The following is a 26660-nucleotide window of genomic DNA, read 5'->3' as shown; positions in this document are numbered from 1 at the left end:
GCAGTTCTATGAATTGTTCACATTTCAAGCATTTGAATTCATATATCGGCATAGCGACGATCCTCTAAAAAAATAGGGTTAAAAATTATAGGGCCGGCAAGGCCAAATTCCAGGGTGTCGGCTGTCGGAAATGAAATCAAGTAGCCTATGACCCTTTTCCAAAAATAAAAAAATTAATATATCAGCGAATTTCTGCAAAAACAATAGCTTTGTATTATAATTGGATAATTTATAATCACCGCTGAGACGCAGAGAATTTGGTTCTTTTTTGCTTTCCGCTGACCCCAGAGGAATAAGCTTCGCATTCCACAGGGCAGGGAGGGCGGAAAGCAAAAACATACATCCTTGTGGGATAAAGAAATAACCACTTGTATTTCAATACAATATTACTTTTATAAAGCTTGGACTATTTTCTTTTGCCGTCCATTCAACGGCACAAGAAATAATATTTAACTCTGCGGCCTTTGCGTCTCAAGCGAAGCGGGCGGTGAAACAATATAAAAAAATACGCAATCGAACTTACGAAGCAGAGCACTTGGCCGCCAGGGGGGTGAGTGTCTCAGAAAGAAAGGGAAAATAAGATGTCGAACTGCTGTTAGGGGCGTGATTGGCCATCAACCGGCAATCTTACCACAAATTGGGCACCCTGTCCGCCGGCGTCTTTAAGCGTTAATGAGCCGTTATGTTTGCGTATGATTTCATGGCAGAGGTACAATCCCAGGCCGGTTCCCTTGCCGGGCGCTTTGGTTGTAAAAAAGGGTTTAAAAATGTCCTGACGGATCGACGCAGGTATTCCCGGACCGCTGTCCGTGCATACAAAAACAACCTGACGGGTATCTTTGTCAAAGCTGGTTTCAAGGACAATGGTCGCCTTTTGGCCGTCAGCGGCCTGGATGGCATTTTGAATAATGTTGAGGGCAACCTGGCCCAAATTGGCAAAGTTGCCGTAGGTATCCGGCAGATTTCGATCATATTTTTCGATGATATCCAGATCGTAATCCTTATACTGATTGAAAAGTATCCTTAAGGCATCTTTGACAACCATGTTCATATTTACAGCCTCGGAATAAGTTTGTGTCTGTCGGGAAAGACCCAGAAGGCTGGCCACGATCGACCTGGCCCGGCCGAGTTCTTTATCTGCGAATTTTAGATCATCTATCAAGTATTCACCCGGTGGATTGTTTTTGTCCCATAGCGTTAAATCCTCGATGGTTGCCTGTACGAGACTGGTGACGCCTGCCAGGGGATTATTGAGTTCATGGGCCGCACCTGCAACCAACTGCCCGATGGCTGCCAGACTTTCCGAGCGGATCAGCTGCTCCTGAGTTCGTTCCTTTTCAAAAAGGGCCTCTTTAAGAGCTTGAGTCCTTTCTTCGACCTTTTTTTCAAGGTCCCTGCTCAGGGCATGAATTTTTTTGTAGGATTGGGCGTTTTCAATGGCAAGCGCGCTCTGGATGGAGAGTGTTTCCAGTAGATCCAGATCTTCAGTAGTAAAAAGATCGCCGCAAAGCTTCTCGCCCACAATTACAAACCCTTTTAGCGTACCCTTAAACATCAGAGGCAGGACAATCTCAGCATTAAGCACGTTGAAATCAAAGAGCAAACCCTGTACTTCATCAGCATCGACCAGGCGGTTAAGGTTTTTTTTGATGACCGGCCGGCGTTGGTGCTGCATAAAAATGACCAGAGGTGATTCTGGGGAGATAGAGTCGGCATGCTTGGTTAAGCTGTCATTGCAGCGGGTTGTAAGCCGTATGAAATTCGAATCGGATGAGTCCGTTAAAAACAGGGCACAGTGTTCAACCTGCAATGCATCGTGAATCGTCTCTATCAGCTGTTTTGTAATTTCATTGTAATCTAATACAGAGACGATCATTTGGCTGACAGATTTAATGGTTTTTTGATAGTCGTATTTGCCCTTGTAAAAGAGCCGGTCAACAATGGCTTGAATTTTTGATTTCAAGGGACCGAAGACAAAAGCAATCAGAAGAAAAAAGAACATAGAGAAGTAAATCGAACCTGAAAAATCAAACTCCTTAAACGCCTTATCCGCTGCAATAATGATAAGGGCGTACATGCACGTCAGGCATGCCGTCAAAAGCGAGTAGATAAGGCCCTTTTTAATCAGCACTCCCGTGTCTAACAGGTCGTGTTTGTAAATGCCGACAGCAAAGACAATCAGAGGAATAAAGCTCGCATTACCGGGCGGGTAGACGGAATAACCATGCAGTGGAAAGACATCCAAAGCATTCATCAAACCCATGATTCCAAATCCGGCAAACACATACTTGAGACTGTTTTTGCGGGTATTGCTTTTTTCAGTGCGGACGGCCTGAAAGATGAGTATCAGCACGTAAATGTTAACAAATAGAGAGGCAGCGTCGAAAAGTGGAAAGAGTAGGCCCGCTTTGGCAAAATAACCGAAATAATGTTGCTGCACGGATACAATATAAAGCGAGGTCGGTGTGAGGCACATTAAAATAAATGCGTATGCATAGGCAGCGTAGACAAGCCATTTTCGCTTGGAAATGTTCAAATAAGCATGAAAAAAATGGAGATATACCGCAAAAAGATAAACAATAAAAAAATGATCGATGCGGCTGATTAAAAGAGCCGTTGCGGCTGATTTGACGTTAAAGGCGAGAAATATATCGATATAAAGAAAAGCACCCAGGATGCATATGATCAAAAAAAGGACGTTGGTTTTTGTCCAGCGGCCGCGTAAAATCGTAAAAGCGGCCAGACCGACAAAGCAGCACAAGGTCAATAGTGGTGGGATGCTGTAGGGATTCATTTTATTCAGTCCTGAGAAACCTGGTCCTTTGGGCCAGATCGCCGACTTCGCCATAATAGCAAGGCTACGACGGCTGAAAGAGTTCTCCGGCTCTGCCTTGGAGTTTTGTGTCTAAAATCACAAATTCCAAGCACCAAATTACAAATAAATCTCAAATTCCAATATTCAATCGTTCGACCTCGAGGTCGAACGATTGTTATTTGTTTGATATTTGATATTTGATATTTGGAATTTAATTTACTTCATTTGAGATAGATGAACCCCTATGATGTGAAATCAAAGCCTGGTCCTCGGGGCTAGGTTTTTTACTGATATGGGATTCAATTTATGTGCCAAAAACTGTTTTATGTTTTAGAAATATTAGAAAATCTTATATTCAAGGGCTTTATGAGAGTTGTTGCGTTTATGTCAGTGGTTTGTTGAAAGTAGATAAAGTAAGGAATGCACAAAAAAATATGCAAAGGCGCACAATTTATTGTGCAGTGTGCATGATAAAATTGAAGATAAAGTTGAATTCGTGACTTTTTACGACGCCATCATGGTTGCTTTTCGTTGTTTTGGCCAGAGCTTGGTCCCATGTGCAACTCCAGGAAGTCGTCGTCGACTCCCTTGGCGTCGATCAGGTTAAGAATTTGATTCATCACCAGCGCTAGTATGCGCACATGTTCCGATTCCAGGTCGGCCAGTTCGGAAATTAATTTGGTTTCGATAGGGTCGGGTAAAGTTTTGCTCAGTTCACGGCCGTTTTGCGTTAGCGTAATCAAGGCGATCCGGCGATCCCCATCCTTTTTGATGCGCTCCACCAATCCTTTTTTTTCAATGCGGTCGATGACTCCGGTGATGTTAGAGGGTGTAACATATAGCCTGCGGCTCAAAGATGCCGATGAAAGCGGGCCTTCGGCGGCCAGATTTCTTAACACAGCGGTTTGGGGGCCTGTCAGGCCGTACTTTCGGCTCATCTGAAAAGTGTCGATAGAAACGGCGCGCACAAACTTGCGGATTGCGCCTACGATATCTTTGATTAACAATTCATTTTCAGCATACATCACCAGCTCCTAGATATTACCCCAATTGAGCCTTTAAAAAAACTTATCGTACTTCATGGTTTGAAACACATCGGGACAACCTGCCCCTATTGCATTCCATCCACTGGATGCATTGAACACAGTGCCGCAGATAGATAAAGTATTCGCGGGGATCACGATCAGTGTTGTAAAATTCGTCCAGAGTCCAATTAATTACACACAGGTTGCTTAAATGGATCATTTCAGGAAGATACTCCAGTTCAGCCCTCCTTAAAGGCCCAATCCCTTTAAGCTCTTTTGCAGCAGATTGATACGCCTCTAAAAAGCTATCCACGCGCTCGAGCAGCAGCTTTCCGTCCGCAATTCCCTCCCAAGCCGTACAAAAAAAGTATATGCCGCGGCCGACATCCAAAGAGCGCATATCCATTTTTGACCAATCAAAGTCCAAGACGCCGCTGACTTTTCCATTCTGAAACTTAAGATTTCCCGGGTGGTAGTCACCATGTGCGGCAAGGTGTGGCATTGCATTGTAAACATTCTTTTTTTTACACTTTTTAAATATTTTAAAAAGATAATCAAAGTGCTCCGAAAAATATTGATCAAACACCGATGTTCCCGCGTTTTCAACATACCCTGCCAATTGGGCCGGCATCATAGGTGCCTTGTCGATATCTCTTGGCTCCGTCCAATTTATTTCACTTTTCCATTCGTAGATTGTACTGTGGTATAAAGCCAGTATTTCGGCGGCATTTTTTAGCTCCATATCAGTGCACAAAGGCTGGTCCCAACTATATTTGTCTTTTCCGGGCAAACAGCTGTAAACAGAAATATAGGCCTCTGCGCCACCCTTTTTGGTCTCTTTTGGAACTTTCAAAAAGGTTGTATTATCTTTGGTGAGAATCACGCGGGGAGATATTTCAAAACCTCGTTGAGCCAGTTCTAATAGTAACGCATGCTCAAACTTGATCTTTTCTTCAAGGACCCCCTTTTGGTAAAGTCTTAAAATCCAGCGGCATTTTTTTTTGTCTTTAAAAGACTCAATCTCGTAAGTTTCGTTAATATACCCTCGATGATTCCGAGTTATACGGACCAACTGACCAAGATCGTAGAAATTTGTAAGGATGTTATAAAAGAATTCATTCATCGTAAATTCAACATCTCATGGGCATGATCGAGGGTTGCCTGAGTGACCTTTTCTCCACCCAGCATCCTGGCAATCTCTTTGATACGATCTTTGGCGCTTAGGCGCTTGATGCTGATTGTGGTTCTGCCGCCGGAAACGTGTTTCGAGATCCTGAAATGGTGGTCACCGAATTTTGCAATTTGAGGCAGATGGGTGATGCATATTATCTGGTGATGGCGGGCAAGGGCCGCCAGTTTTTTGCCGACAACCGCCGCCACACCTCCTCCTATTCCGGCGTCGACCTCGTCAAACACTATGGTTTCCAACGCTTCCGTTTCGGCCAATATGGCTTTTAGCGCCAGCACCACTCTGGAGAGCTCACCTCCGGAGACAATACTGGAAAGCGGCTTGAGCGGTTCACCTACATTGGGGGCAATTAGAAAAATTGCACGGTCGCTTCCGGTTTCATGGATGGCGTTTTCACCAGATGTCAGGTGAGGCTCTGCATTGTCGCCGGTCGGCAGGGCTTGCAATGATACCTCAAATTTTGTTTGTGACATCTCGAGGGTGGCAAGTTCTTGCATTACTTTGCGGGCCAGGGTTTTTGCGGTCTCTTTCCTTTTTTTGGAAAGCTTATCAGCCAGCTTGACCAGCTTGGCATGCAGTTGGGCAAGTTTTTCTTTGGTTCCAACAATTTTTAAAGAAATATTTTCTGCGTCTGCAAGCTCATGCTCGATGGTGTCGAGCATGGCCAGCACCGCCTCAAGGGATCCACCGTATTTACGTTTAAGCCGGTTTAAGGTGTCAAGGCGTGCTTCAATTTCTTCCAGGCGTTTTTCGTCGGGCTGTATGTTTTTCAAGTAGATTCTAAGTTCTTCGGCGACATCTTCCATTTGAAATGTGGTTGCCGCCAGGCTTTCCGTTTTGGATGCCAGGGACGGGTCAATTTGACAGGCTCGGTCGAGGTTCTTTTTCACCTCTACAAGGCGCTCTATGATTGCGCCTTCCGAGACGTAAAGTTCTTCAAGGCTGTTATGGACATCCAGGTAAAGCGCCTCCGCGTTTTTCAGCAGCATTCTTTCCTGTTCAAAAGCAACATCCTCACCCAGGCTGACGGCCGCCGCCGTAATCTCTTTTTGCTGAAATTCCAACAGCTGAAGGTGGTCCGCCTGTCGTTGGCCGGCGTCCTGGAGTTCCTTGAGGTTCTGGATCAAAGGCAGGATTTGATGATAGCATTTATGTACTTTGTGGCGCAGAGGCATCAGGCCGCCCAGCTGGTCGAGTATCGTCAACTGCCGCTCTTCTTTCAACAGCCCCTGGTGAGCGTGCTGGCCCGATATGCTGGCCAAATTTTCGGTGATTGTATTGAGCAGTGCGATTGTGCCCAGACGTCCGTTGATGTAAATTTTGTGCCTGTCGCTGCGGGCAATGATTCTACTGATCAACAAGCCTTCATCAGCATCAAAACCATGCTCTTGCATAACGCCGGCCACACGGCTTTGCGGCGTAATCTGGAAAAGAGCTTCCAGTTCGGCGGTTTCACTGCCGGTTCGAATCAGACCGGCGGTTGCACGGCTCCCCAACAGAAGATTGACGGCATTGATGATAATCGATTTGCCGGCACCGGTTTCCCCGCTTAATATCGCCAGCCCGTCTGAAAAAGAAATTTTTAGATCGTCGATGATGGCAAAGTTTTTGATGGCAAGTTCGCGCAGCATAAGCGGGTTAGAATGTTTTTTTGGCAACGGCTATATTTTCAACATCTCCCATCACAATAAGAGTCATCCCGGCTGTTAAAATCTGTGTTGCCGGCGGATTGAATTCGATTTCCTGGGCCGGAAGTTTTGAGCCTAATACCAGCAGATTGAATTTGTCTTTTAACCCGGACTCCATGATCTTTTTTCCGGCAACATTTGAATTTGAAGTAACAACGATCTGATGGATCCTTAATTGTCCCTGGCTGCTGCGCAGCATGCTGTCAAGGAAATCGACAACGGTGGGCCGGATCATTTCGGATGCCATGCGCAGGCCCCCGATAAAATTCGGTGACACCACTCCGTTGGCGCCGACTGTTTTGAGTTTAAATGCCAGTTTATGATCGACGGCTTTACTGATAATTCGTAACTTTGTGTTGAGCATTCTGGCGGTCATAGTGACATAGAGGGTGTCTTTGTCAGCCGGCAGGCTGATAATGATTCCGGCAGCATTTACAATCCCGGCGGTTAAAAGGTTTTTATCATCAGTAGCGTCCCCCTGCACATAGAGCAGGTCATCGTCCAAAATCCGGCAGCGTTCGATAATACTCTCATCTTGTTCAATCAAGACCACAGGCTCCTTGTTTTTAGTCAGCTCTTCCAGGACATGGCGCCCGCTCTCACCGCCGCCGCAAACAATATAATGGTTATTAAGCTGTTTTATCTTTTTTTCCATCTTGTTTTTCCTCCAAATTCCGGAGAGGTCTCCTTCTATAATTAATGCTGTCATGGTACTGAGGCCGTATAAAATTATTCCCATACCAAAAGTTATCAGGAACATGGTGAATATCTGCGCAGGGACGTTACCTGAAATATCAAGAACTTCACCATAGCCGACACTTGTGATAGAAATTACCGTCATATACACACAATCTATAAATTTCGGCTCGCCGCCGAATATAATATAATAGCCGGTGCTCCCTATGATGATCACGAAGAAGATAGCTGCCAGCACAAGAGATAGTCTTTTTTTAATTTCCATCTTTACTTTTTAGCCTGATGTTTTTGCGGCATAAAAACCGAGTTCAAAGGCCGCTAAATTTGATGCGACAAAAGCTTGTTTGGTGATGGTGGCAATGGCTGTTTTCACGTTGTCGACGGTAAGCGGAATTGTTCCGGTCTGGATCAATGCTCCCAGAAGAACCATATTCACGGCCAAAACATTGCCGGCTTGCGCGGCAAGCGCCGCGGCATCAAAGGCAATCAACTTGGCGGTTTTGGCCCGGATTATAGCCTGTAACTTTTTCAGCTCGGGATACGGGCAGCTTCCGGTGGTTGCGGTGGAAGGCGACCGGGGGGCTAGGCTGGTAATAACAATCGTATTGGCATTGCATTTATTCAGAGCCCGAAGGGTTTCCAGCGGCTCAAAGCCCACAAACACGTCGGCCTCACCATCTGCGATAATGGTGCTTTGGGCATCCCCGAACACAATAGCAGATTCCACAACCCCGCCCCGCTGGGCCATGCCGTGGATTTCGCTCATGCCGACAGGAACGCCTGACCGGAGCGCGGCCTCACCAATAACCTTGGAGGCCAGCAGATTGCCCTGCCCACCCACCGCCACTATGATTAATCTGGTTGTTTTCATCTAATTACCGTTTTACGAGAGTGTTTAGTGTTTTGTATTTAGTGTTTGGTGACCATATCTGCATATACTTCAAACAAAACACTAAACACAAAACACCAAATACCTGATTAATTCGACTTTTTCGAATTAATCAGCCTTTTTGCTTTAAAGGCAATATGGCCTTTTCCGGACATATCTGGGCGCAGACCGTACATCCCACACACACAGTGGGGTCGATTTTAACCCTTTCATTCTGAATGAAAAAGGCAGGGCATGCAAGCTCATTAATGCAAGCCTTATGGTTTTTGCATTTTTCACTAACAAAAAAGGGCTTTCCCCGTAATTTTTTAAGACTTTTGGCATACAGCGTACATGCTTCTTGAGATATTATAACCGAAACGCCTTTATAGCTTAAGGCCTCTTTGGCAACGATAATACTTTTTTTAAGCCTGTACGGTTTTATGACCGCCACCTGGGAGACACCAGCAGCCCTTACTATTTCCTCGATTGATACATGCCCGTATCCCTCTAGATTCAACTCTTTCATATCTGCACCGGGATGCGGTTGATGCCCGGTCATGGCCGTGATTCCATTGTCAAGAATAACCAGGGTAAAATCATGGTTGTTAAAGACGGCATTGATCAAAGCGGGTATCCCGGAGTGAAAAAAGGTTGAATCACCGATAAAGGCAATGACTTTTTTGTCCGTTACCTTTGAAAAACCACAGGCAGTACCGACGGAAGATCCCATACATATCAGAAAATCTCCCATGGACAGCGGCGGCAGAAATCCGAGCGTATAGCACCCGATGTCGGTGGGGCAAATCGTTTCCATACCCTCTGCGGCTTTCTTCACCACATGAAAAGTGGCCCTGTGGGAACAGCCCGCACAGAGGGTGGGCGGACGCTGTGGAATTTCGGGAAGATCGGAAAGATCGGGAACGGCCGGCGGTGAATACGCTACATCGAAGTAGGCGGCCAGACACTGCCGCACAATGGCAGGATTAAATTCATAGAGGCGTGAAAAAAGATCATTGCTCTTACCTTTTATGGGCAGTGTCAGTCCTTCTTCTTGGGCGAACGCCTTGAGCGCTTCTTCCATATAAGGCTCCCCCTCCTCGACCACCAGGACCTTTTCACACCCCTTTAAAAAATCCTTTAACAGAGCTTGGGGCAGCGGGTGGGAGAAACCGATGCGCAGTACTTTGGCTTGGCCGCCCATGTTCAAGTCTTTGATAGCATCTTCTACATATTTGTAACTGATGCCGTTGCAGATGACTCCCCAACGGCCTTTTCCCGCGATAATATTATAAGCGCTGGTTTCGGAAATCTCTTCAGCCTCTTTGAGTCGGTTCAACAGCCTGGCATGCAGGTTTCTGGCAACGGCGGGTACCGGCACATAGTTGAAAGGATCTTTGGTAAAATCACCATGGGTTTGGGGAGCTTGAATGTCACCCATAACAACGGCTTCAGTGGAGTGGTTGATGCGCGTTGTGGTTCTAAAGATGACCGGTTCCTGCAGTTTTTCAGAAAGATCAAAGGCATAGGCCACCATATCTTTGGCTTCCTGGGCTGAAGAGGGTTCCAAAAGGGGCAGGCCGGCAAGCTTGGCATAGTAACGGTTATCCTGCTCGTTCTGGCTGGAAAACATGAAAGGGTCGTCGGCGGTGACAATAACCAGTCCGCCTTTTACACCCACATATGCTAAGGTTAAAAGAACGTCGGCCGCCACATTAAGGCCCACGTGTTTCATTACGCAGATACTTCGAACTCCGCAATTGGCACTGGCGGCCGTCACTTCGAGGGCTACCTTTTCATTGGTGCTGTATTCAAAATAAAGGTCGGTTTCCAAGGATATCTGAAAAAAGTTCATTGAGATTTCAGAAGAAGGTGTTCCCGGATAGGTGGTGGCAACGGCGACACCGGCCTCAATAGCCCCCCGGGCAATGGCTTCATTGCCGAGGAGCAGCATTTTTTGACCGGGACGAGCTTTTAAAAGCCTGTGCATGGCATTTCCCTTCTCCATTTTGCTTGCGATCAAGCGAGGCGTTATGAGGGACTAATACACCAGCACAGTTTGCAGTGTAAAGCATTTTCTGAAAAATGCCGGGCAATTGAACTGTAAAAGGACTGGTAAATTCCGCCCCTTCGGCAATCGCGCTGTCAGCGGGACAGGGGCTTTAAAAACTTTACAAAGTGCTTGTCATGGATTATAAAACTGACGTAACCGTGTTCGGGGGTTCAGGAAATAATTATTATTCGGGTTCAGGGTTCGGGGGTTCAGGAAATAATGGTAAACAAAGGCTTCGAGGAGGTTATGCAGAATTTGATCACTCTGGTTGTTGCCACGCGAAATCGAGGAAAAACAGAAGAAATAAGGGGACTTTTAAAAGGCTTCAATGTTATGATCAAGAATCTTGATGATTTTGGCCCCATCCCCGAAGTGGAAGAAGACGGTGATACGTTTGATGATAATGCCTATAAAAAAGCAAGTTTTGCTGCCAGAGTCCTGGGGCTGCCGGCGCTGGCGGATGACTCCGGACTTTTGGTCCAGGCGCTCGACGGCGCACCCGGCGTGCATTCGGCCCGGTATGCCGGCAAGAATGCCAGCGATGAAGAGAAATGTTTAAAGCTGCTGAAGGCGATGCAGGGCAAAACTGACCGCAAAGCCGCTTTTGAATGTGGCATATCGATTGCCGTTCCGGCAGGTCCCGCCCTGACATATGAAGCCCGCTGTGAAGGTCTGATAGCTGATAAGCTTGCGGGTTCCAACGGATTCGGATACGATCCTGTATTCTTCTATCCGCCGCTTAAGAAAACCTTTGCAGAACTGACCATGGAGGAAAAGAGTCGTGTCAGCCATAGAGGAAAAGCACTAACTGAACTTAAAACTGAGTTTGACAAAGTTTTGATCTGGCTGCAACAGCATTTACCCTCTCAGACAAAGTTTAAATGTGAGGATATGAAAAATGATTAAAGATCTTATTAAAAAAAACAGAAGCTACCGGCGATTTCACCAGGACCGCCGGGTGGATGTGGCAACCCTGCGGGAACTGGTAGATCTTGCCAGGCTGACGGGGTCTGCTGGCAACCTGCAGCCGCTGCGCTATATCCTGGCCGGCGATCCTCAAATCAACGAGCAGATATTTGCTTGCCTTGGTTGGGCGGCATATCTTAAAAACTGGCCGGGTCCTGAAGCGGGTGAACAACCGCCGGCCTATATCATTATTCTGAGTGACACCGCCAAAGCCAATGATTATATTGGATACGATTGTGGCATTGCCAGCCAGAGCATTCTTTTGGGTGCCGTGGAAAAAGGGCTTGCCGGCTGCATGCTCGGATCCATCAACCGCAAAAAACTCAGGAATATACTCGACATAGAAACTCAGTTTAAAATATTGCTAGTCATTGCACTGGGAGAACCCCAAGAAGAAATTGTGATAGAAACCGTTGGCCAAGATAACGATATCCGCTACTGGCGGGATGATAAAGGGATACATCACGTACCCAAAAGAAAATTGTCTGATGTTATAGTGGCCTCATATTAATAACAGGTATGGACAAAAAAATACCACTAAGTCACCCCAGATAAATAGCTTTCAGATTTAACGGGGCAGGCAAAGACACAAAAGAAATATTATATTATGTCTTTCTTTGTGCCTTGGTGCCTTTGTGGCGGAAATAAAAGGGGAATATGTATGTTACCAAGAAAAAAAGGGATAGATATCGTCATTGAAATAGGGGGCATCAAAACCCATGCAGCGGCTCTGGAGCTTTTTGAAAAGAAATTGGACAAAGAACATCTATCCAGAATAAAAACTATAAAAAATCCGGAAATCGCGATCAAAATCGCCAATGCCATAGCCATGTGCGCACCGGATTCAGTCTTTATCAATACCGGGTCTGAGGAAGATAAACAATACATCAGGGAATTGTCATTAAAAAATAAAGAAGAAGCGGTACTCCCCATGGATAGGCACACTATCCACTATGATCTAAAAGAAGAACAGGGACGCATTGTTGATCGTACATTCTATGTAGCCGATGTAGACGAAGAGATTAGCTCCCTTGCCAATAAAATGGATAGAGCCGCAGCGCTTGAAGACGTGCGGGACAAGATGTCAGGCGTTATGAACGGCAAAACCATGATGATCGGTTTTTATTCGCGCGGTCCCGCCGGATCTTTTGTATCAAACCCGGCTCTGGAGATATCCAGTTCGGCCTATGTTTTTCACAGCGCGGAAATACTATACAGAAATGCATTTCACGCTTTTGAGAAAGAGGTGGAGCGTACCGGCTATTTTTTTACCAATATACACAGTGAAGGCTTAAATAGTCCCCAAGACCTGCCTAAAGCGCGTGTATATATGGATCGAATCTATCAAACAACTTACAGTGTCAGCTGTACATATGCCGGTAATACACTACTTTTAAAAAAGGGTAATCACCGGTTTTGCGTTGACAAGGCCGTATATGAAAACAGGGGCAATGAACTGTCTGAGCATATGTTTATTACCGGTATCGATGGCCCGGGCGGTCGCATAACATGGTGCGCCGGTGCGGCGCCCAGCGGATGCGGCAAAACAACCTCAGCCATGGCCGGAAATCATTTTGTTGGTGATGACCTTGCCCAAATGTGGATAGATGAAAACGGCAGCATTCGGTCGATTAACCCCGAGTGCGGTATTTTCGGTATAGTCGAGGATGTAAACTGGGAAGGTGACCCATATCTTATGGAACTTTTAAGGAAGCCCGGAACCGAAGTGATATGGTCTAATGTGCTTATTGATGAAGACGGCGTTCCCCACTGGACGGGAAGTGGTGAAACACCACCGCGTAAAGGTATCAATTATCAAGGCCCGTGGGAAGAGGGCATGACCGATGAGCATGGAAATAAGGTGCCGATATCCCACCCCAATGCCAGGTGCACCTTAACTTCATCGGCTCTGCCGAATTATTCGGCAAAATCAGAGGATCCGAACGGTGTTGAAACCAGAGTGATCACCTACAGCGGCAGAGACAGCGATACCATGCCCCCGGTCTGGGTGGCCAAAAAAACGGACCACGGCGTCGTTATCGGTGCCGGGATCGTATCGGCCGCAACGGCCACGGAAGTAGGAGTAACCGGGGTTAAACGGGCACCATGGGCCAATGCTCCTTTTATTCCGGGATCATTAGGGGATTACATGGACGCTCAATTTAAATTTTTTGGCAATGAGAAAATTGCTGAAGATAAAAAGCCCGTAATGGCGGGTTTGAATTATTTCTTAATCGATGAAGCCCGCGGCGGTACCTCCAAAAATCTTTTAGGAGAAAAAAGAGACGTAAAAGTCTGGCTGGCCTGGCTGGAACGACATACCCACCGGGAAGTAGAAGTGATTGAAACTCCCATCGGGTTTCTTCCAAAGTATAATGATCTTAAAGATCTCTTTAAATCCATTATCGACAAGGAATATAGTGAAGAGCTTTATGTAAAACAGTTTTCTTTGTATATTGACAATATTGTTGCCAGAATAGACTGGCAGATAGAGGCATACGGCAAAGAGTCTAATATTCCCGACAGACTATTCGAAGTTTTCAAAGAGCAGCGAGCAGGCCTTACAGCCTTGAAAGAAAAGTTTGGTTCCATAGTAACACCGTCGGACTTAGAGAAAGCTGAATCAGATTCTTAATTTTAGCCGAGGAAAACAATTCACAACTCAGTACTGCTTGAAAAACGGAAACCCATCTTAAAAGTAATTTTCAGCGGTCGTATGCTGGTTGCTTTTGTTATGGGTTTTGCCTGCGGTCTTCCCCTGCTGCTGACTATAACGGTGTTGCAGGCCTGGATGCATGACGAGGGCGTCGATTTGGCCGTCATCGGCATGATGGCTCTGGTGGGTCTGCCCTATACACTGAAATTTCTCTGGGCGCCTTTTCTGGATCGTTTTACACTCCCATTTCTGGGGCGCAGAAGAGGGTGGCTCCTGGTTGCACAGGTAGCCTTGATTTTTTCAATTATCGGTCTGGGCTTCACCGATCCGGGGGAAAAGCCCTGGATGGTCGCAGTTGCAGCATTTATAGTTACATTCTTCAGTGCCTCCCAGGATATTGTGGTGGATGCCTATCGCCGGGAAGACTTTGATGATGAGGAATTGGGCCTCGGGTCTTCTCTTTATGTCAACGGATATAGGGTGGGGATGCTGTTGGCTTCCGGCGGCGGCCTGATTCTGGCCGACTTGCTGCCGTTTCCCTTTATTTATCTAATTATGGCAGCCTGTATGCTGCCCGGCGTTTTAACCACACTACTGGCACCGGAACCTGAGATTTATGTCGAAACTCCCCGAACTTTAAAGGAAGCGGTTTTCGATCCGTTGGTTGATTACTTCGGGAGGCAGGAAGCCTTCTGGATCCTGGCCTTTATTCTTTTTTACAAAATCGGCGACACTATGGCCAGTGCGATGACCATACCCTTTTATATGGATATCGGGTTTACAAAATCCCAGATCGGTGCGGTGGTTAAATTGTTCGGTTTCTGGGCTACCATCGCCGGGAGTCTGATCGGCGGAGTACTTATGCTTCGTCTTAAGATTAACCGCAGCCTCTGGATTTTCGGTTTTCTGCAGGCCGTCTCAACGGCTTGTTTTGCTATTTTGGCGCGTATCGGCAGCAGTGTCTCTGTTTTATCGGGGGTCATCGCCTTTGAGAATCTAAGCAGCGGTATGGGGACCGCCGCTTTTGTCGCCTTCATGGCCAGTATCACCAATAAAAAATTTACCGCTACGCAATATGCGCTGCTGAGCAGTCTGATGGGTGTTCCCAGGGTTCTGGCTTCCGCCCCCACAGGCTTTCTTGCTAAATATATGGGATGGGAGGTTTTCTTTATCACATGCGCGCTGATGGCCATTCCCGGCCTGCTGTTGTTGCTTAAATTTGCTCCCTGGCATTCCAAAGAGACGGCTGTAGCTTGAAAAATACGGGTTTCGGGGTTCAGGGTTCAGGGGTTCAGTGTTCAAGGTTCAGAGGTTGATCCATCTATGGTGTTAACCCAATAAATCAATGGTTAAAGAAAAAAGCGCGAAGCACTTAACCTCTCCGAGGCGTAGGATCGTGCCTCTACGAGCCGGAGGCCTGAACCGGGAACCCGGAACCTTATAACTCAGACCGGCCTGGTGCCCAATTTATGTGCAATCCAATGGTATCAAAGGTCTACGGCTATTTATATAAGTTGAATAACGAGGTCTGTTGTAAAGGTTAACAAAAAAACAACCCTGAACTTCTGAACCCTGAACCTGTGAACGCCTACAAAAATACACTTGAAAAATGAACGAAGATTCTGAAAACAAAAAGGCGATCGAACGCTACGAAACTCTGGCCCGGCAAAGAAGACAGATCATGGAGCTGTCGTCGGAAAAAGCTCTGACTGCCATTTTAGATGCGCCGCAGCCGGCGGCTTTAGTGCATTCTTTTCCCGAGGAGGATTTCTATTTTTTGATTAATGATATCGGGCTTGAAGATTCACATGAGTTGATGAGACTGGCATCGAACCGGCAGTGGGAATATATCCTCGATATAGAGGTCTGGGAAAAGGACAGAATTGAAATACGCGCGGTTACCCGCTGGTTCGATTTGCTTTTAAAAGTCGATCCGCAGCGTTTTATCAAATGGTTCCTGGATGAAAAAACTGAATTCGTGGAATTCTATCTATTCAAAAATATCGAGGTCAGAGCAAGAAAAAACGATCAGGATCCCTCCGAATTTGATGAGGGGTTTTTTACGTTTGATGATACTATTTACGTCAGGTTTAAAGAGGATGTTTTCGATCCGGATGCAGAGGAGCATGAAGCTGAGCCAACCACCAGAGAACATCGGGATGCATTCCTGTCAAACTTTTTTAGGGTCCTTGCTGATTACGACCACGTCATTTATCAGAAAGTCCTGCTGGAATCTGCAAGTGTTATCCCTGCTGAAACTGAGGAGGAAGCCTATCGCCTGCGTAATGTCAGACTGGCGGAAAAAGGCTTTATGCCCTTTGACGAAGCCATTGGAATTTATCAGCCGCTGAAGCCGCGGGATTTTGAAAAGCAGAGCGTAAAGTACACCGGCAAGGACGACGAACGCCGGCAGCTTCTTCCTGTGCCGCTTTATCATGCCGGTATGTTAAAAGAAGATAATCTTTTTGCCGGGGCCCTGAAACGGATAGAAATAAATGAGGTTTTAGAGCAGATTCAGACTGAATTTGCCGGCCTGTGCAATCAGATTGTGGCCGCGGACCAGGAGGCTGTCAGGGACAGGGAGGCATTAAGCGCTATCGTTAAAAAGGCTTGCGGATATTTAAATATAGGCCTTGAGCGTTTAACTGCAAAAGGCACGCCACTCGACATCAACCGGGCGACCGCACTGATACGGCAATATCCGCTTGCCGGAATTTTCAGGGTGGGCTACGGACGCGCCCTGGATCTAAAATGGCGAGCTGAACGCTGGCGGCAAACAAGCTGGTTTGGGAAAGAAGGGCTGCTTTTGAACTTCTGGGACCAGGGCGGGATGGGTGTGCTGGGAGGGCTGTTTATTAAAAAACCTTTGTTTTATGATAATTATGCCACCGGAGTGCTGTACCGTGAATTTATCTCAACAGACGACGTTGAAAAGACTGAAAAAGTCTTAAATGAAATTATCAATATCGACGAACTCCTGGCGCTGATGGCTGTCAAGCCTGAGTCGATTTCAGATGCGCTTCTGACCTATAAAAACTTGATCCTGACCCTCTGGGCCCGGAACTACCTGGGCCTTTCCAAGAAACCGGTGCCCCTCACACTGGATGAATTCAAGCGGTTTTTTGACGATCTGTGGAGCGGTGAAGGTAAACCGTGCAAAACCAGCCTGAAGATGAAAGAGGCATTTTTGCATTGGCTCTCAGATCGGACCGGGCAGACTCCGCACGAAATTTCACAGAAACTGGGCCAAACCCTGGAAAATCTTTTCAATGAGATCGAAAGCGAATTAGGGGAAGTTTCAGGTAAAGATCTTGTCCCCGAATATATCCATCTTTTTTTGATAGAAGCGTAAAACCTAAAAACTGCAATTACCGCTTTCACCGCAAAGACGCAGAGAGCGCAAAGAAAAGATACTTTTTCTTTTGCCGTTGACTCCGCTAAGAGCGGGGTCAACGGAAAACAATAAAATAGATAAACTCTGCGTTCTCTGCGGCTCTAATGAGCAAAGCGAATGGGCGGTGAGTTATCGTATTAAAAATGGAGGCCACCATGGCTACCGAAATTTTTGGATGGTGCGGCAAGATTCTTAACGTAGATTTGTCAAATTCGCGGGTCACTGAACTTGAGACCATGGAGTATGCCGACCGTTTTCTTGGCGGACGAGGAATTGCCACACGGATCTATTGGGAAGAAGTAGGACCTGATGTGGGTGCTTTTGATCCGGAGAACCGGCTGATACTGATGAGCGGCCCTTTGGGAGCTACCGGTGCCCAGGGCGCCTCCCGGTTTACCTTTGGATTCATGATGGCAAAGCCCAAATTTTAGATGCGTCTTTGCTGTGGGGCCAGGGTGTTTATGCTGTCCGGGATATCTTAAAAGAAACGCATGGAAAAAATGTGCGCTTCGTAACAACCGGTGTGGCCGGAGAAAACATGTGCCGGAGTGCCAATCTGATGACGGACAATGAAGGCAGCGCCACCGGAGGGTTCGGTGCGGTGATGGGCTCTAAAAACCTTAAAGCCGTGGCGGTATTGGGAACCGGCCGGCCGGCAGTGGCTAACCCGGAGGAGTTGAAAAGACTGAACAAATTGGCAGTGCAGTTAAACAAGCGTGATCCGCTGGTGGCCCCTTATCCTGAAGAACAGGTTCGTCGAACCGGAAAATCGTCCTGTTATCAATGCGGTCTTGATTGTAAATATAGAAATTCGTTTCGAACGGCATCCGGCAAGAATGTTGTCAGAAAATGTCAATCCATGTTCGTCTATTTTCCATGGGTAATGGGAAGGCCGGGAGAGTCCGCCGAGACCGCCGTGGATGCCACCGGCATCTGCAACGATCTGTCGATCTGTACCATGGAAATGTATAATATCATTCAGTGGCTGGATACTTGCTACAAGGCCGGCTACCTTACCGATAAAGAGACCGGGCTCGAGATTGCAAAACTGGGCACGCGCCCATTTTTTGAAAACCTTGCCAATATGATTGCTCGTCGAGAAGGATTTGGCGATATTCTGGCGGCAGGTCTGCTGCGGGCCGGAGAAAAGCTTGGAGATGAAGCCCGGGCTCATTTTGCCAATGAGGTCTCCGGTGTCGGGGACGGCGCCAACTATTCCGCCCGCGAATATTTAATGAACGGGTTGTTGTACGCCCTGGAACCCAGGCAGCCGATTGCCATGCTTCACGAAATAAGCTGGTTAACCGGATTATGGGTCATGCATCAGTCCAACCCTGAATCTTCTCCGGTAACATCTGCGGTTTTTCGGGCTGCCGCCGCTAAATTCTGGGGCAATGAGCAGGCCTGGGATTTAAACACCCATGCAGGCAAGGCCGAGGCGGCCGCTAAAATTATCGATCGAACTTATGCAAAAGACAGCCTTTTGTTGTGTGATTCCGCCTGGCCTATGATGGTCTCCTGGAATACGCCCGATCATGTTGGCGATGCGACGCTTGAGAGTCGAATTTTTTCGGCAGTGACCGGCATGGAAACGGATGAAGCCGGGCTGCATCAATATGGTGAAAGAATATTTAACCTGCAGCGAGGGGTTCTCCTGCGAGAAGGACGGCGGCCCGAAACAGATGATGTGCTGAAAGAGTTCAATTTTAATGATCCGGTTGAAACCGTGTTCATGAACCCCGATGTGATCGTGCCCGGGCCGGGGGAGGAAGTCGTCAGCCGCAAGGGCCAGACCCTGGACCGGGATGTCTTTGACACCATGCGCAAGGAATTCTATAATTTGAGGGGCTGGGATGCTGAGTCGGGTTTGCAAAAGGCTGAAACCCTTGCAGGCCTCGGGCTGTCCGACCTGGTTCAAGAGCTGAAACAAATAGACATGATTGTAAAGTGAGAGCTTATTGAGGGTTCTCTCACAGAGCCCACAGAGGTCACAGAGATTTGGGTTTTTTCCCTTTCCGCTGAGAGGGCGGAAAGAAAAAATCAATTAGCCCTGGGGCAGGTTTTGACAGCTAACACATTGCCAGGCATAGTGGTTTTCATTTGCCGGTTCTTAATCTCGCTAGATATGCGGGGCGCCTCAGCGGCAAATAAAAAATGATAATTATCTTTCTCTGTGTACTCTGTGAGCTCTGCGAGATATATGGTAATTGACTTACGCGAAAGGAGGTTTTTGTTGGGCTCAAGGCAGGTTAAAGATAAAATCATAGCTAAATTGTTTACAAAATATCCGGCACTGCTGAACAAGTGGGCTCAAAAAACAGAGTTCGTTGAGTTTGAAGATACCCCCTGGACCAGGTTGACCACCGCTGTCGCCCAAAGCCGCCTGGCCCTGATTACCACCGGCGGCGTACATCTTAGATCACAACCTCCTTTTGACATGCTGGATCCGCAAGGAGACCCGACTTTCAGAGAAATCCCCCAGGACGCAGTTCCCTCAGATCTGATGATTACGCACAACTACTATGACCACACGGATGCGGATAAAGACATCAATATCGTACTTCCAGTCGAGCGGGTCCATGAATTGAAACAGGCTCAGGATATCGGCGCGGTAAATCGCCGGCATTTCTCTTTTATGGGGCATATTCTTGAGCCCCACATAGATACATTAATGCACGTAACTGCCCCGGCAGTTGCTGCCGCTTTGAAGAAAGACGAGGTGGATATCGCTATTTTGACTCCTGCCTGAGGTCTTTGCAACCAGTCCGTGGGACTGATTCAGAGAGTGCTTGAGGCTGCAGGGATTGCGACTATTTCCATAACTCTGTCCAGGGAGATCACTAAAAAAGTGCGCCCGCCGCGAGCGCTTTATCCCGGGTTTCCGCTGGGACATCCCATCGCTTTTCCCGGTCAGGCCTTGCGTCAACGGCAGGTACTGCGCCTTTTGCTAAAATACCTGGTAGATATTGATTCCCCTGGAACCATCATAGAACTCGACTTGACCACCGCAGAGCACTCCGAAATGGGTTCTATCTAACTGAACAAACAAAAACCGTTAGACTTATGACAACACATGTGGCAAATTTGTCTCATAGAACCCTGCACTTTGTTTGCGCTCAATTAGTATAGAACCTGAATAAGGAGGTACTACTATGCAAACCAGAAAAGCTATTTTTGCAGGCGACTGGTATCCGGGCGATGCTGCCGGGTGCGAGAGAGAGATCAAAACTTTTCTTGAAGAAGGCCGGCAGAGGCCGGATGGGGACAGGAGCTTCATCGGCGGGATCGTCCCCCATGCCGGCTGGTACTTTTCAGGTAGTATTGCCTGCAACGTCCTCCATTGGCTTCAGGACGCAGAGCCTGTGGATGTGGTTGTAATTTTCGGAATGCACCTGCATTCCGGTTCACCCTCTTATATTATGGCCGAGGGTGCCTGGGAAACACCATTCGGTCCCATTGAAATCGAACAGACAATGGCCGGCGAGCTTGCTGAAGAGTTTAGCTTTAGAATTGAGACTACTGACAACTTTACCCAGGACAATACCATCGAACTACAGCTCCCTTTTGTAAAATACTTTTTCAAAGATGCCAAACTCGTTCCCATGGGTGTGCCGCCGGCCAGAAAATCTTTAGAGATCGGCAAGGCGGTGGCGGATATTGCAACCCGGCTGGGCCGGCGGGTAAAAGTGATCGGGTCCACGGATCTAACCCATTATGGAAACAATTATGGATTTGTGGTCAAAGGCACGGGGCCGGCAGCGGTTGATTGGGTACGCGATGAAAACGACCGCCGGGTTATCGATGCCATGCTGGCCATGGATCCCGACAGCGTGATCAGCGAAGCTCTCGAGCACCAGAATGCCTGCTGCGGCGGTGCGGCCGCAGCGGCGATTGCCGCGGCCAAACAGTTAGGGGCCCAAAAGGCGCAAAGTATCGCCTATGCCACCAGCTATGATAAAAGCCCCGGCGACAGTTTTGTGGGGTATGTAGGGATCGTCTTCTAACTTGCGAGACCTTTGCAAAACGTCTCCTTTTGCTCTCCAAGGCGTAGGCTCACCTCTACGAGCCGGAGGCCCAATCTTCGCCTATAGCAGTTGTCAAAATAACGTTCCGTTTCCGGCGGCTTACTAAAACTATGAACCCCAGTGAATCAATCTGAACATTATTATGAAAATCGCTATAAAATTCCGCTTAATGTTTTGTCGCTTGTCTTGAAGGATAAATATTTTAATAATTAAGGGTTGTTAGAAAAGGGGGAGGCACTCCTTATACCCATTATGTACCGCTCAAAATCGTTCTTGCTTTTTGACAGCAATAAGATTTAGTTCAAACAATAGCAGTTCTGTTAAGCTCATTTTGATTTGCATTTTGTTTGCATCAACAAAAAGGGGCGTTTTGCAAAGGTCTTATAGACATTTATCCAAATGATACAGAAGTAAAACAAGGAAATAGATATGCAAACTATTTTTCACGAAAATAGCGATATCGGGCGTCGACGCTATGGTTCGAATCGAAGGGTGTTTGCTGATCCTAACTTCACAGGCCTTGAAAAACGGATCGCCGGAGATCGAAGAAAAGGAATACGGCAAAGAAAGCGGTAACGCTTTCTGGCTAAGGACCTTACTTTTGCGAAACTTCAGTCTGAATCCGATGAAGATATTGGACAACTTTTGGATATAAGCAGGTCGGGGCTTGCAATTCGTTGTTTTGTAGATGAAAAAAAAGCACAAGATTATTCTGAACTAGATATATTTTTATCTGGTGGTGATTTCAGAATTGGCGGACTCTCTATCAGGACTGTTTCAAAAATTGAACTGGCTAACAGGTCGCTATTTAGCACGGTTATCTTTAAGCGCTATGGCGTGAAGTTCGAGAATTTAACGCGCGAGCAAAAAACCGGGCTGGATCATTTTCTTATTAATCATACTTCAGGTATGGCTTAAACTCGCATTGAGTTAAAACCTTTAAAAATGTTGACAGGATTTTCAGGATTTTTTTACTTTTTGTCAAGTTGAGCGACGTAAGCCGCGTTTTATAAAATCGCGAAGCGATTTTATTTTAGCAAGATCTTTGCCAGAATGATTCCAAGAATCAGCCATACCGGAACAGAAATAATGAGAGCCAGGGTCAGCCCGCGGAAAATACCAAGTTGTTTAAAGAGGGTGTGTTTTTCCAGGGCCCGGCTGATAACCAGCTCAAGGGCCTCAAGCTTGATCGGTTTAGGGATAAAATCGTAAGCCCCTTTTTTAACGGCGGTAACTGACGACTCAATGGTTCCGTAACCGGTAATTATCAGCACTACGGCCCGGCTGTCCACGGCCTTGATAGACTCTAAAACCTCCAGACCGTCCATGTCCGGCAGCTTCAAATCCAGAATTACAAGCTGGAAATCGCCCTGTTCAAACTGTGTCAGCCCATCACGGCCGTCATAAGCTGCAATGGCTTGATAACCCTGTTTAACCAGGAATTCCACCAGCATGTGCGCCAACTGTTGGTCGTCATCAATCACCAAAATCCGTATGTTTTTATCAGTTTTCAGATCCATTACAAGTCTCCTTTACATGCCGAGATCTTTGAAAAACATCCTGAAATGGGTAAAAAAGCTTCAAAGAATCTCTTTTGCATTTAGCAACACATCGACAATTCTCACGGATGCTTTTCCATCCCAAAGTTCCGGGATTTTGCCTTCTTTTTGTAAACCCTGCTCAAGCTTCTTAAATGCTTCCAAAATACCCTTGCTTGAATTGCCGACAAGGGTATTGGTGCCTTCCTCGATTGTAATCGGCCTTTCGGTATTTTCTCTTATGGTAAAGCAGGGTATACCAAGTGCGGTTGTTTCTTCCTGCAGGCCGCCGCTGTCGGTCATCACCATTATTGCATCCTTCCACAAAAATAAAGACTCCCTGAATCCCAGAGGCTCTAAAAGGTGAATATTTTGACTTAACTTGATATCGAACGATTTGAGCATCTTTTTCGTGCGTGGATGTATTGGAAACACAAGTGGTACTTTGGCGGAGATCTCATTCAGGGCGGTGGCTATATCTGCCAATGTGGCTCTATCATCCACATTAGACGGCCTGTGAAGAGTAAGAAAAGCGTATTTTTCAAGGTTTTTTTTCAGATCATAAGTGGATAGCTGCGAAGGATCTTGGTTATTGAGTCGGTCAAGTTGATAAAAAAGATTGTCGATCATCACGTGACCGACAAAGTGGATTTTCTTTTTGGGCTTGCCTTCCTTTAACAGATTGTCAATACCGCTCTTTTCAGTAACAAAGAAATAGTCTGAAAGCGTATCAGTTACCATGCGGTTAATCTCTTCCGGCATGCTCAGATCGAAACTTCTCAGACCGGCCTCTACATGGGCCACTTTAATCATCAACTTTTTGGCAACTACACTGCAGGCCAACGTGGAATTAACATCTCCAACAACTACTACAATATCAGGCTTTTCATCTTGGCAGACCTTTTCAAAAGCCACCATGATCTTTGCGGTTTGCCTTGCATGAGATCCGGATCCGGCCTCAAGAAAAAAATCAGGCTCGGGTATTTCCAGCTCATCAAAGAAGGTCTGGGACATCTCATAATCGTAGTGCTGGCCTGTGTGCACTATTTTCCAGACCAACCCATGAACGCTTCTGGACTTCAATGCTCTAACTATTGGAGCGATTTTCATAAAATTGGGCCGCGCACCGGCAATGAGAAATATTTTCATAAACAATCCACAGATTACCCCAGTGAAGTACGCCCGCCCGCCTCGCCTGAAGGCGGAGCCGATGGCGGGCAGGCTCCGCTGTCACTGACGTGCCCCAGATAAACGAGAACAAGAAAGTTTAACGGGGTAAAAATTGCACGGGGCAGGTCCCGATGGAATAGAAAAAAACTACATTTTTGACAGGATTTACAAGATTAACTTGATTTATGGCAGGATCTGCAAAAATCTGTCTAAGCCGATAGTAAAAGTACCTTTATCTACCTGTTTGAGGTGCCCTTGTGCTTCTACTACTTTATTAGGATAAACCCATGAGAGAAATACCTGTATTATTGTACCATAACATTGGGAATTACCCTGAAAACATGATGGAAGACGGGATGTTGCCGGAAACGTTTGAAAAGCAAATGAAGTTTCTGGCAGACAATGGACACCAAATCGTCACTTTACAACAGGCGCTGGACCACATGAATCGCAAGACCAAACTATCTTCTAATGCTATGGCGATAACCATCGACGGCGGATACCAGGATGCCTTTACCAATGTTTTTCCAATTCTAAAGAAATATGGTTTCCCTGCAACGTTTTTTATTCCTCCCGAGTCTATCGGCCGGCAAAGAACAATTAAAGGTGATTCCATAGAATGCTTAACCTGGGATCAGGTTCGTGAGATTAGAAACTGCGGCATGGAGATAGGACTTCTGGCCTATGATGGGAGAACTATTAAATTACATTATGATGAGGATGCTATAAAAAAAAGTATTGCACCGGCGATGCAGATTTTGAGAAGGGAGATTAATCCCCAGGTTAAATATTGTGCCTTCAAGGAAGGTGTTCCTGGAAAATCACTTTGGCATTTTTTAAAACAACAGGGTTTTGGTGCGGTTTTTACGCAATGCCCGACAAATCGCAGAGCGGCCGCGGATAGTATCGGCCGGATTCAGATTGACGATGACGATCATAACATTTTTCTCACCAAGATTTCGAAAACATATCTCTTTTTTAAAGACAGGCGATCATGGAAATATGTTCGCAAATATAAATTGGATAAAGTAGCCCACTGGCTATCGGAAACCTGGGATCAGGTAAAAGGAGATAAAAAACGCTAAAATAGTTCACCGCAAAGACGCAGAGAACGCAGAGATATATGTTTTACTCTTTGCCGGTGACCCCGCTTGTAGCGGGACAGGGACGCCGGCAAAGAGGAACTGGTCAGCAGCTTCGCTGCAGCAGGATTAATAGTTCTTTGTTTTGTCCGTGCAAGTTTATCGTGAGAAATATCAACCTTCTGAATGCATAATTTTAGCTTATGTAAACGGATAATAATAAAACTGTGACTAAAATTTTACATATCATTACCCGCATGGATATGGGCGGGTCGGCCCAGAATACATTACTCACCTGTATAGGTTTGTCGGACAGATATGAGTTGATGCTTGTTTACGGCCTTTCTATAGAATCACGAATGACCGAGATGGAAATCGAATCGGTTGAAGAAAAAATGGCCATGGCCCGAAAGAAGGGCGTAAAATGCGTTCCTCTGGCGCCCCTCGTACGAAAAATAAATCCCCTTCAGGATTTTCGCACCTTTGTTTCGCTGTGGATTTTGATACGACAGGAGAAGCCTGATATCGTTCACACCCATTCCTCCAAAGCCGGTTTCATAGGCCGTTGGGCAGCCTGGCTTGCAGGTGTTTCTTTTATTGTGCATACACCCCACGGCCATGTTTTTTTTGGACACTTCGACCCTACGATGTCCAGGATATTTCTTCTGGCCGAAAAGGTTACAGCCCTGATAACAGATTGCATGGTTGCACTGACTGAAGGAGAAAAAAACGACTATGTTGAGCTCTCAATTATTCAGCCGAGAAGAATTGATATAATACACAGCGGAGTAAATATAGATAGATACATGAACAGCCGGGTCAATATTGAAGAAAAGAAGTCGACGTTAGGACTGAATCCCAAAGACTTGGTGGTTGGCACTGTGGGTTGGTTACTTCCCATCAAAGGACCAGAGGTTCTCCTTAAATCAATGGACAAGGTTTGGCAGGACCGTTCTGATGTGCAGTTGGTATTTGTGGGAAAAGGTGAGCTGGAAGACGAACTTAAAGCAGAGACTTTCCAAAGGGGAGTATCCGAGAAAGTAAAGTTTTTGGGCTGGCGCGATGATGTTCCTGAAATCATGCCGGTTTTTGATCTGTTTGCGCTTCCATCGCTGAACGAAGGGATGGGGCGTGTGCTGGTAGAAGCCATGGCGGCCGGCAAGCCGGTTGTGGCAAGTAATGTGGGTGGGATTCCGGACCTGGTTCATCATGGGCAAAACGGATTCTTGGTTGAACCCGGCGATGTAAACGGTCTGTCGGCAGCGATTGGAAAATTATTGGCCGATGAAAACCTGCGCCGCGAAATGGGGAAGAGGGGCCAAGCTATGGCGCATAACTTCAGTGAGGGCAAAATGGTTGAAAAAATCGACGCTCTGTACGCTTCGCTTCTTCACCCAAAAAAGCCGTCCGTTTAGTTTCTTAAATATCAATTTTGTATATTTTATGACAAGATGTTCTTTCATAGCTACTAAGACACCAAGGCACAAAGAAAGAG

The 26660-nt window shown here is 46.6% G+C and carries 22 protein-coding genes and 1 pseudogene; 14 read left to right on the top strand and 9 right to left on the bottom strand.

What is annotated here, in order from left to right; translation table 11 throughout:
* Positions 1 to 595: 595 nt before the first annotated feature.
* From V3S16_RS10980 to iorA, 7 genes are all read right to left on the bottom strand, one after another.
* The gene (locus V3S16_RS10980; RefSeq protein WP_413884863.1) at positions 596 to 2794 is read right to left on the bottom strand and encodes an ATP-binding protein; all 2199 of its coding nucleotides are present in this window, start codon (positions 2792 to 2794) and stop codon (positions 596 to 598) included.
* Between the two features lie 536 nt (positions 2795 to 3330).
* A complete protein-coding gene (locus tag V3S16_RS10975; protein WP_413884861.1) occupies positions 3331 to 3840 on the bottom strand; it encodes a MarR family winged helix-turn-helix transcriptional regulator in 510 nt (169 codons plus the stop codon).
* Between the two features lie 43 nt (positions 3841 to 3883).
* Positions 3884 to 4963, bottom strand: a complete 1080-nt coding sequence (locus tag V3S16_RS10970) for a phosphotransferase (protein WP_413884859.1) — start codon at positions 4961 to 4963, stop codon at positions 3884 to 3886.
* A complete protein-coding gene (recN, locus tag V3S16_RS10965; protein WP_413884857.1) occupies positions 4960 to 6687 on the bottom strand; it encodes a DNA repair protein RecN in 1728 nt (575 codons plus the stop codon). The genes V3S16_RS10970 and recN overlap by 4 nt, the downstream gene beginning before the upstream one ends.
* Positions 6668 to 7678: a potassium channel family protein gene (locus V3S16_RS10960; RefSeq protein WP_413884855.1), complete on the bottom strand. Its 1011-nt coding sequence runs from the start codon at positions 7676 to 7678 to the stop codon at positions 6668 to 6670. Before V3S16_RS10960 ends, recN begins: the two co-directional genes overlap by 20 nt.
* Positions 7679 to 7687: 9 nt before the next feature.
* Positions 7688 to 8284 (bottom strand): indolepyruvate oxidoreductase subunit beta, encoded by a 597-nt coding sequence (locus V3S16_RS10955; RefSeq protein ID WP_413884853.1) that lies wholly within the window; start codon positions 8282 to 8284, stop codon positions 7688 to 7690.
* 130 nt (positions 8285 to 8414) lie between these two features.
* Entirely contained in the window at positions 8415 to 10271 is a 1857-nt protein-coding gene (gene iorA / locus V3S16_RS10950) for an indolepyruvate ferredoxin oxidoreductase subunit alpha (RefSeq protein WP_413884867.1), read from the bottom strand.
* A gap of 309 nt (positions 10272 to 10580) precedes the next feature.
* On the opposite strand from iorA, the gene V3S16_RS10945 reads away from it, so the two are divergent.
* The 12 genes and pseudogenes from V3S16_RS10945 to V3S16_RS10890 all read left to right on the top strand — a co-directional run bounded on the left by V3S16_RS10945 (position 10581) and on the right by V3S16_RS10890 (position 22293).
* Positions 10581 to 11240, top strand: a complete 660-nt coding sequence (locus V3S16_RS10945) for an XTP/dITP diphosphatase (RefSeq protein ID WP_413884851.1) — start codon at positions 10581 to 10583, stop codon at positions 11238 to 11240.
* Complete coding sequence (locus tag V3S16_RS10940) at positions 11233 to 11811, top strand: nitroreductase family protein (RefSeq protein WP_413884849.1); 579 nt, start codon at positions 11233 to 11235, stop codon at positions 11809 to 11811. The genes V3S16_RS10945 and V3S16_RS10940 overlap by 8 nt, the downstream gene beginning before the upstream one ends.
* A 150-nt stretch (positions 11812 to 11961) precedes the next feature.
* The gene (locus tag V3S16_RS10935) at positions 11962 to 13935 is read left to right on the top strand and encodes a phosphoenolpyruvate carboxykinase (GTP) (RefSeq protein ID WP_413884848.1); all 1974 of its coding nucleotides are present in this window, start codon (positions 11962 to 11964) and stop codon (positions 13933 to 13935) included.
* A gap of 81 nt (positions 13936 to 14016) precedes the next feature.
* Entirely contained in the window at positions 14017 to 15213 is a 1197-nt protein-coding gene (locus tag V3S16_RS10930) for an AmpG family muropeptide MFS transporter (RefSeq protein WP_413884846.1), read from the top strand.
* A 352-nt stretch (positions 15214 to 15565) separates the two neighbouring features.
* Entirely contained in the window at positions 15566 to 17308 is a 1743-nt protein-coding gene (locus V3S16_RS10925; protein ID WP_413884844.1) for a DUF6178 family protein, read from the top strand.
* Positions 17309 to 17493: 185 nt separating this feature from the next.
* Positions 17494 to 17933: pseudogene (locus V3S16_RS10920) on the top strand (aldehyde ferredoxin oxidoreductase N-terminal domain-containing protein); the annotation flags it as partial.
* Positions 17910 to 19301, top strand: coding sequence for an aldehyde ferredoxin oxidoreductase C-terminal domain-containing protein (locus V3S16_RS10915; protein WP_413884865.1), 1392 nt, complete (start codon positions 17910 to 17912; stop codon positions 19299 to 19301). The pseudogene V3S16_RS10920 and the gene V3S16_RS10915, both read left to right, overlap by 24 nt.
* A 282-nt stretch (positions 19302 to 19583) precedes the next feature.
* Entirely contained in the window at positions 19584 to 20099 is a 516-nt protein-coding gene (locus V3S16_RS10910; protein ID WP_413884842.1) for a glycine/sarcosine/betaine reductase selenoprotein B family protein, read from the top strand.
* 18 nt (positions 20100 to 20117) lie between these two features.
* Positions 20118 to 20387, top strand: coding sequence for a hypothetical protein (locus V3S16_RS10905; protein ID WP_413884840.1), 270 nt, complete (start codon positions 20118 to 20120; stop codon positions 20385 to 20387).
* A gap of 115 nt (positions 20388 to 20502) precedes the next feature.
* Entirely contained in the window at positions 20503 to 21354 is an 852-nt protein-coding gene (gene amrB, locus V3S16_RS10900) for an AmmeMemoRadiSam system protein B (protein ID WP_413884838.1), read from the top strand.
* A 496-nt stretch (positions 21355 to 21850) separates the two neighbouring features.
* Complete coding sequence (locus V3S16_RS10895; protein ID WP_413884836.1) at positions 21851 to 22030, top strand: hypothetical protein; 180 nt, start codon at positions 21851 to 21853, stop codon at positions 22028 to 22030.
* Positions 22021 to 22293 (top strand): hypothetical protein, encoded by a 273-nt coding sequence (locus tag V3S16_RS10890; RefSeq protein ID WP_413884835.1) that lies wholly within the window; start codon positions 22021 to 22023, stop codon positions 22291 to 22293. The genes V3S16_RS10895 and V3S16_RS10890 overlap by 10 nt, the downstream gene beginning before the upstream one ends.
* A 110-nt stretch (positions 22294 to 22403) precedes the next feature.
* Here the strand turns inward: V3S16_RS10890 and V3S16_RS10885 are convergent, their stop codons facing one another.
* Entirely contained in the window at positions 22404 to 22895 is a 492-nt protein-coding gene (locus tag V3S16_RS10885; RefSeq protein ID WP_413884833.1) for a response regulator, read from the bottom strand.
* A 60-nt stretch (positions 22896 to 22955) separates the two neighbouring features.
* Positions 22956 to 24062, bottom strand: a complete 1107-nt coding sequence (gene wecB, locus V3S16_RS10880; RefSeq protein WP_413884831.1) for a non-hydrolyzing UDP-N-acetylglucosamine 2-epimerase — start codon at positions 24060 to 24062, stop codon at positions 22956 to 22958.
* Positions 24063 to 24370: 308 nt separating this feature from the next.
* On the opposite strand from wecB, the gene V3S16_RS10875 reads away from it, so the two are divergent.
* Both V3S16_RS10875 and V3S16_RS10870 read left to right on the top strand, forming a co-directional pair.
* Positions 24371 to 25168 carry a polysaccharide deacetylase family protein gene (locus tag V3S16_RS10875; RefSeq protein WP_413884829.1) on the top strand — a complete coding sequence of 266 codons (798 nt, stop codon included), beginning with the start codon at positions 24371 to 24373 and terminating at the stop codon, positions 25166 to 25168.
* A 224-nt stretch (positions 25169 to 25392) separates the two neighbouring features.
* Positions 25393 to 26580 carry a glycosyltransferase family 4 protein gene (locus V3S16_RS10870; protein ID WP_413884827.1) on the top strand — a complete coding sequence of 396 codons (1188 nt, stop codon included), beginning with the start codon at positions 25393 to 25395 and terminating at the stop codon, positions 26578 to 26580.
* The last annotated feature ends 80 nt before the right edge of the window (positions 26581 to 26660 follow it).

It is taken from the genome of Candidatus Desulfatibia sp. (assembly GCF_036446775.1).
Classification (GTDB): domain Bacteria; phylum Desulfobacterota; class Desulfobacteria; order Desulfobacterales; family UBA11574; genus Desulfatibia_A.
This window is presented reverse-complemented; position numbering and strand designations above follow the sequence as displayed.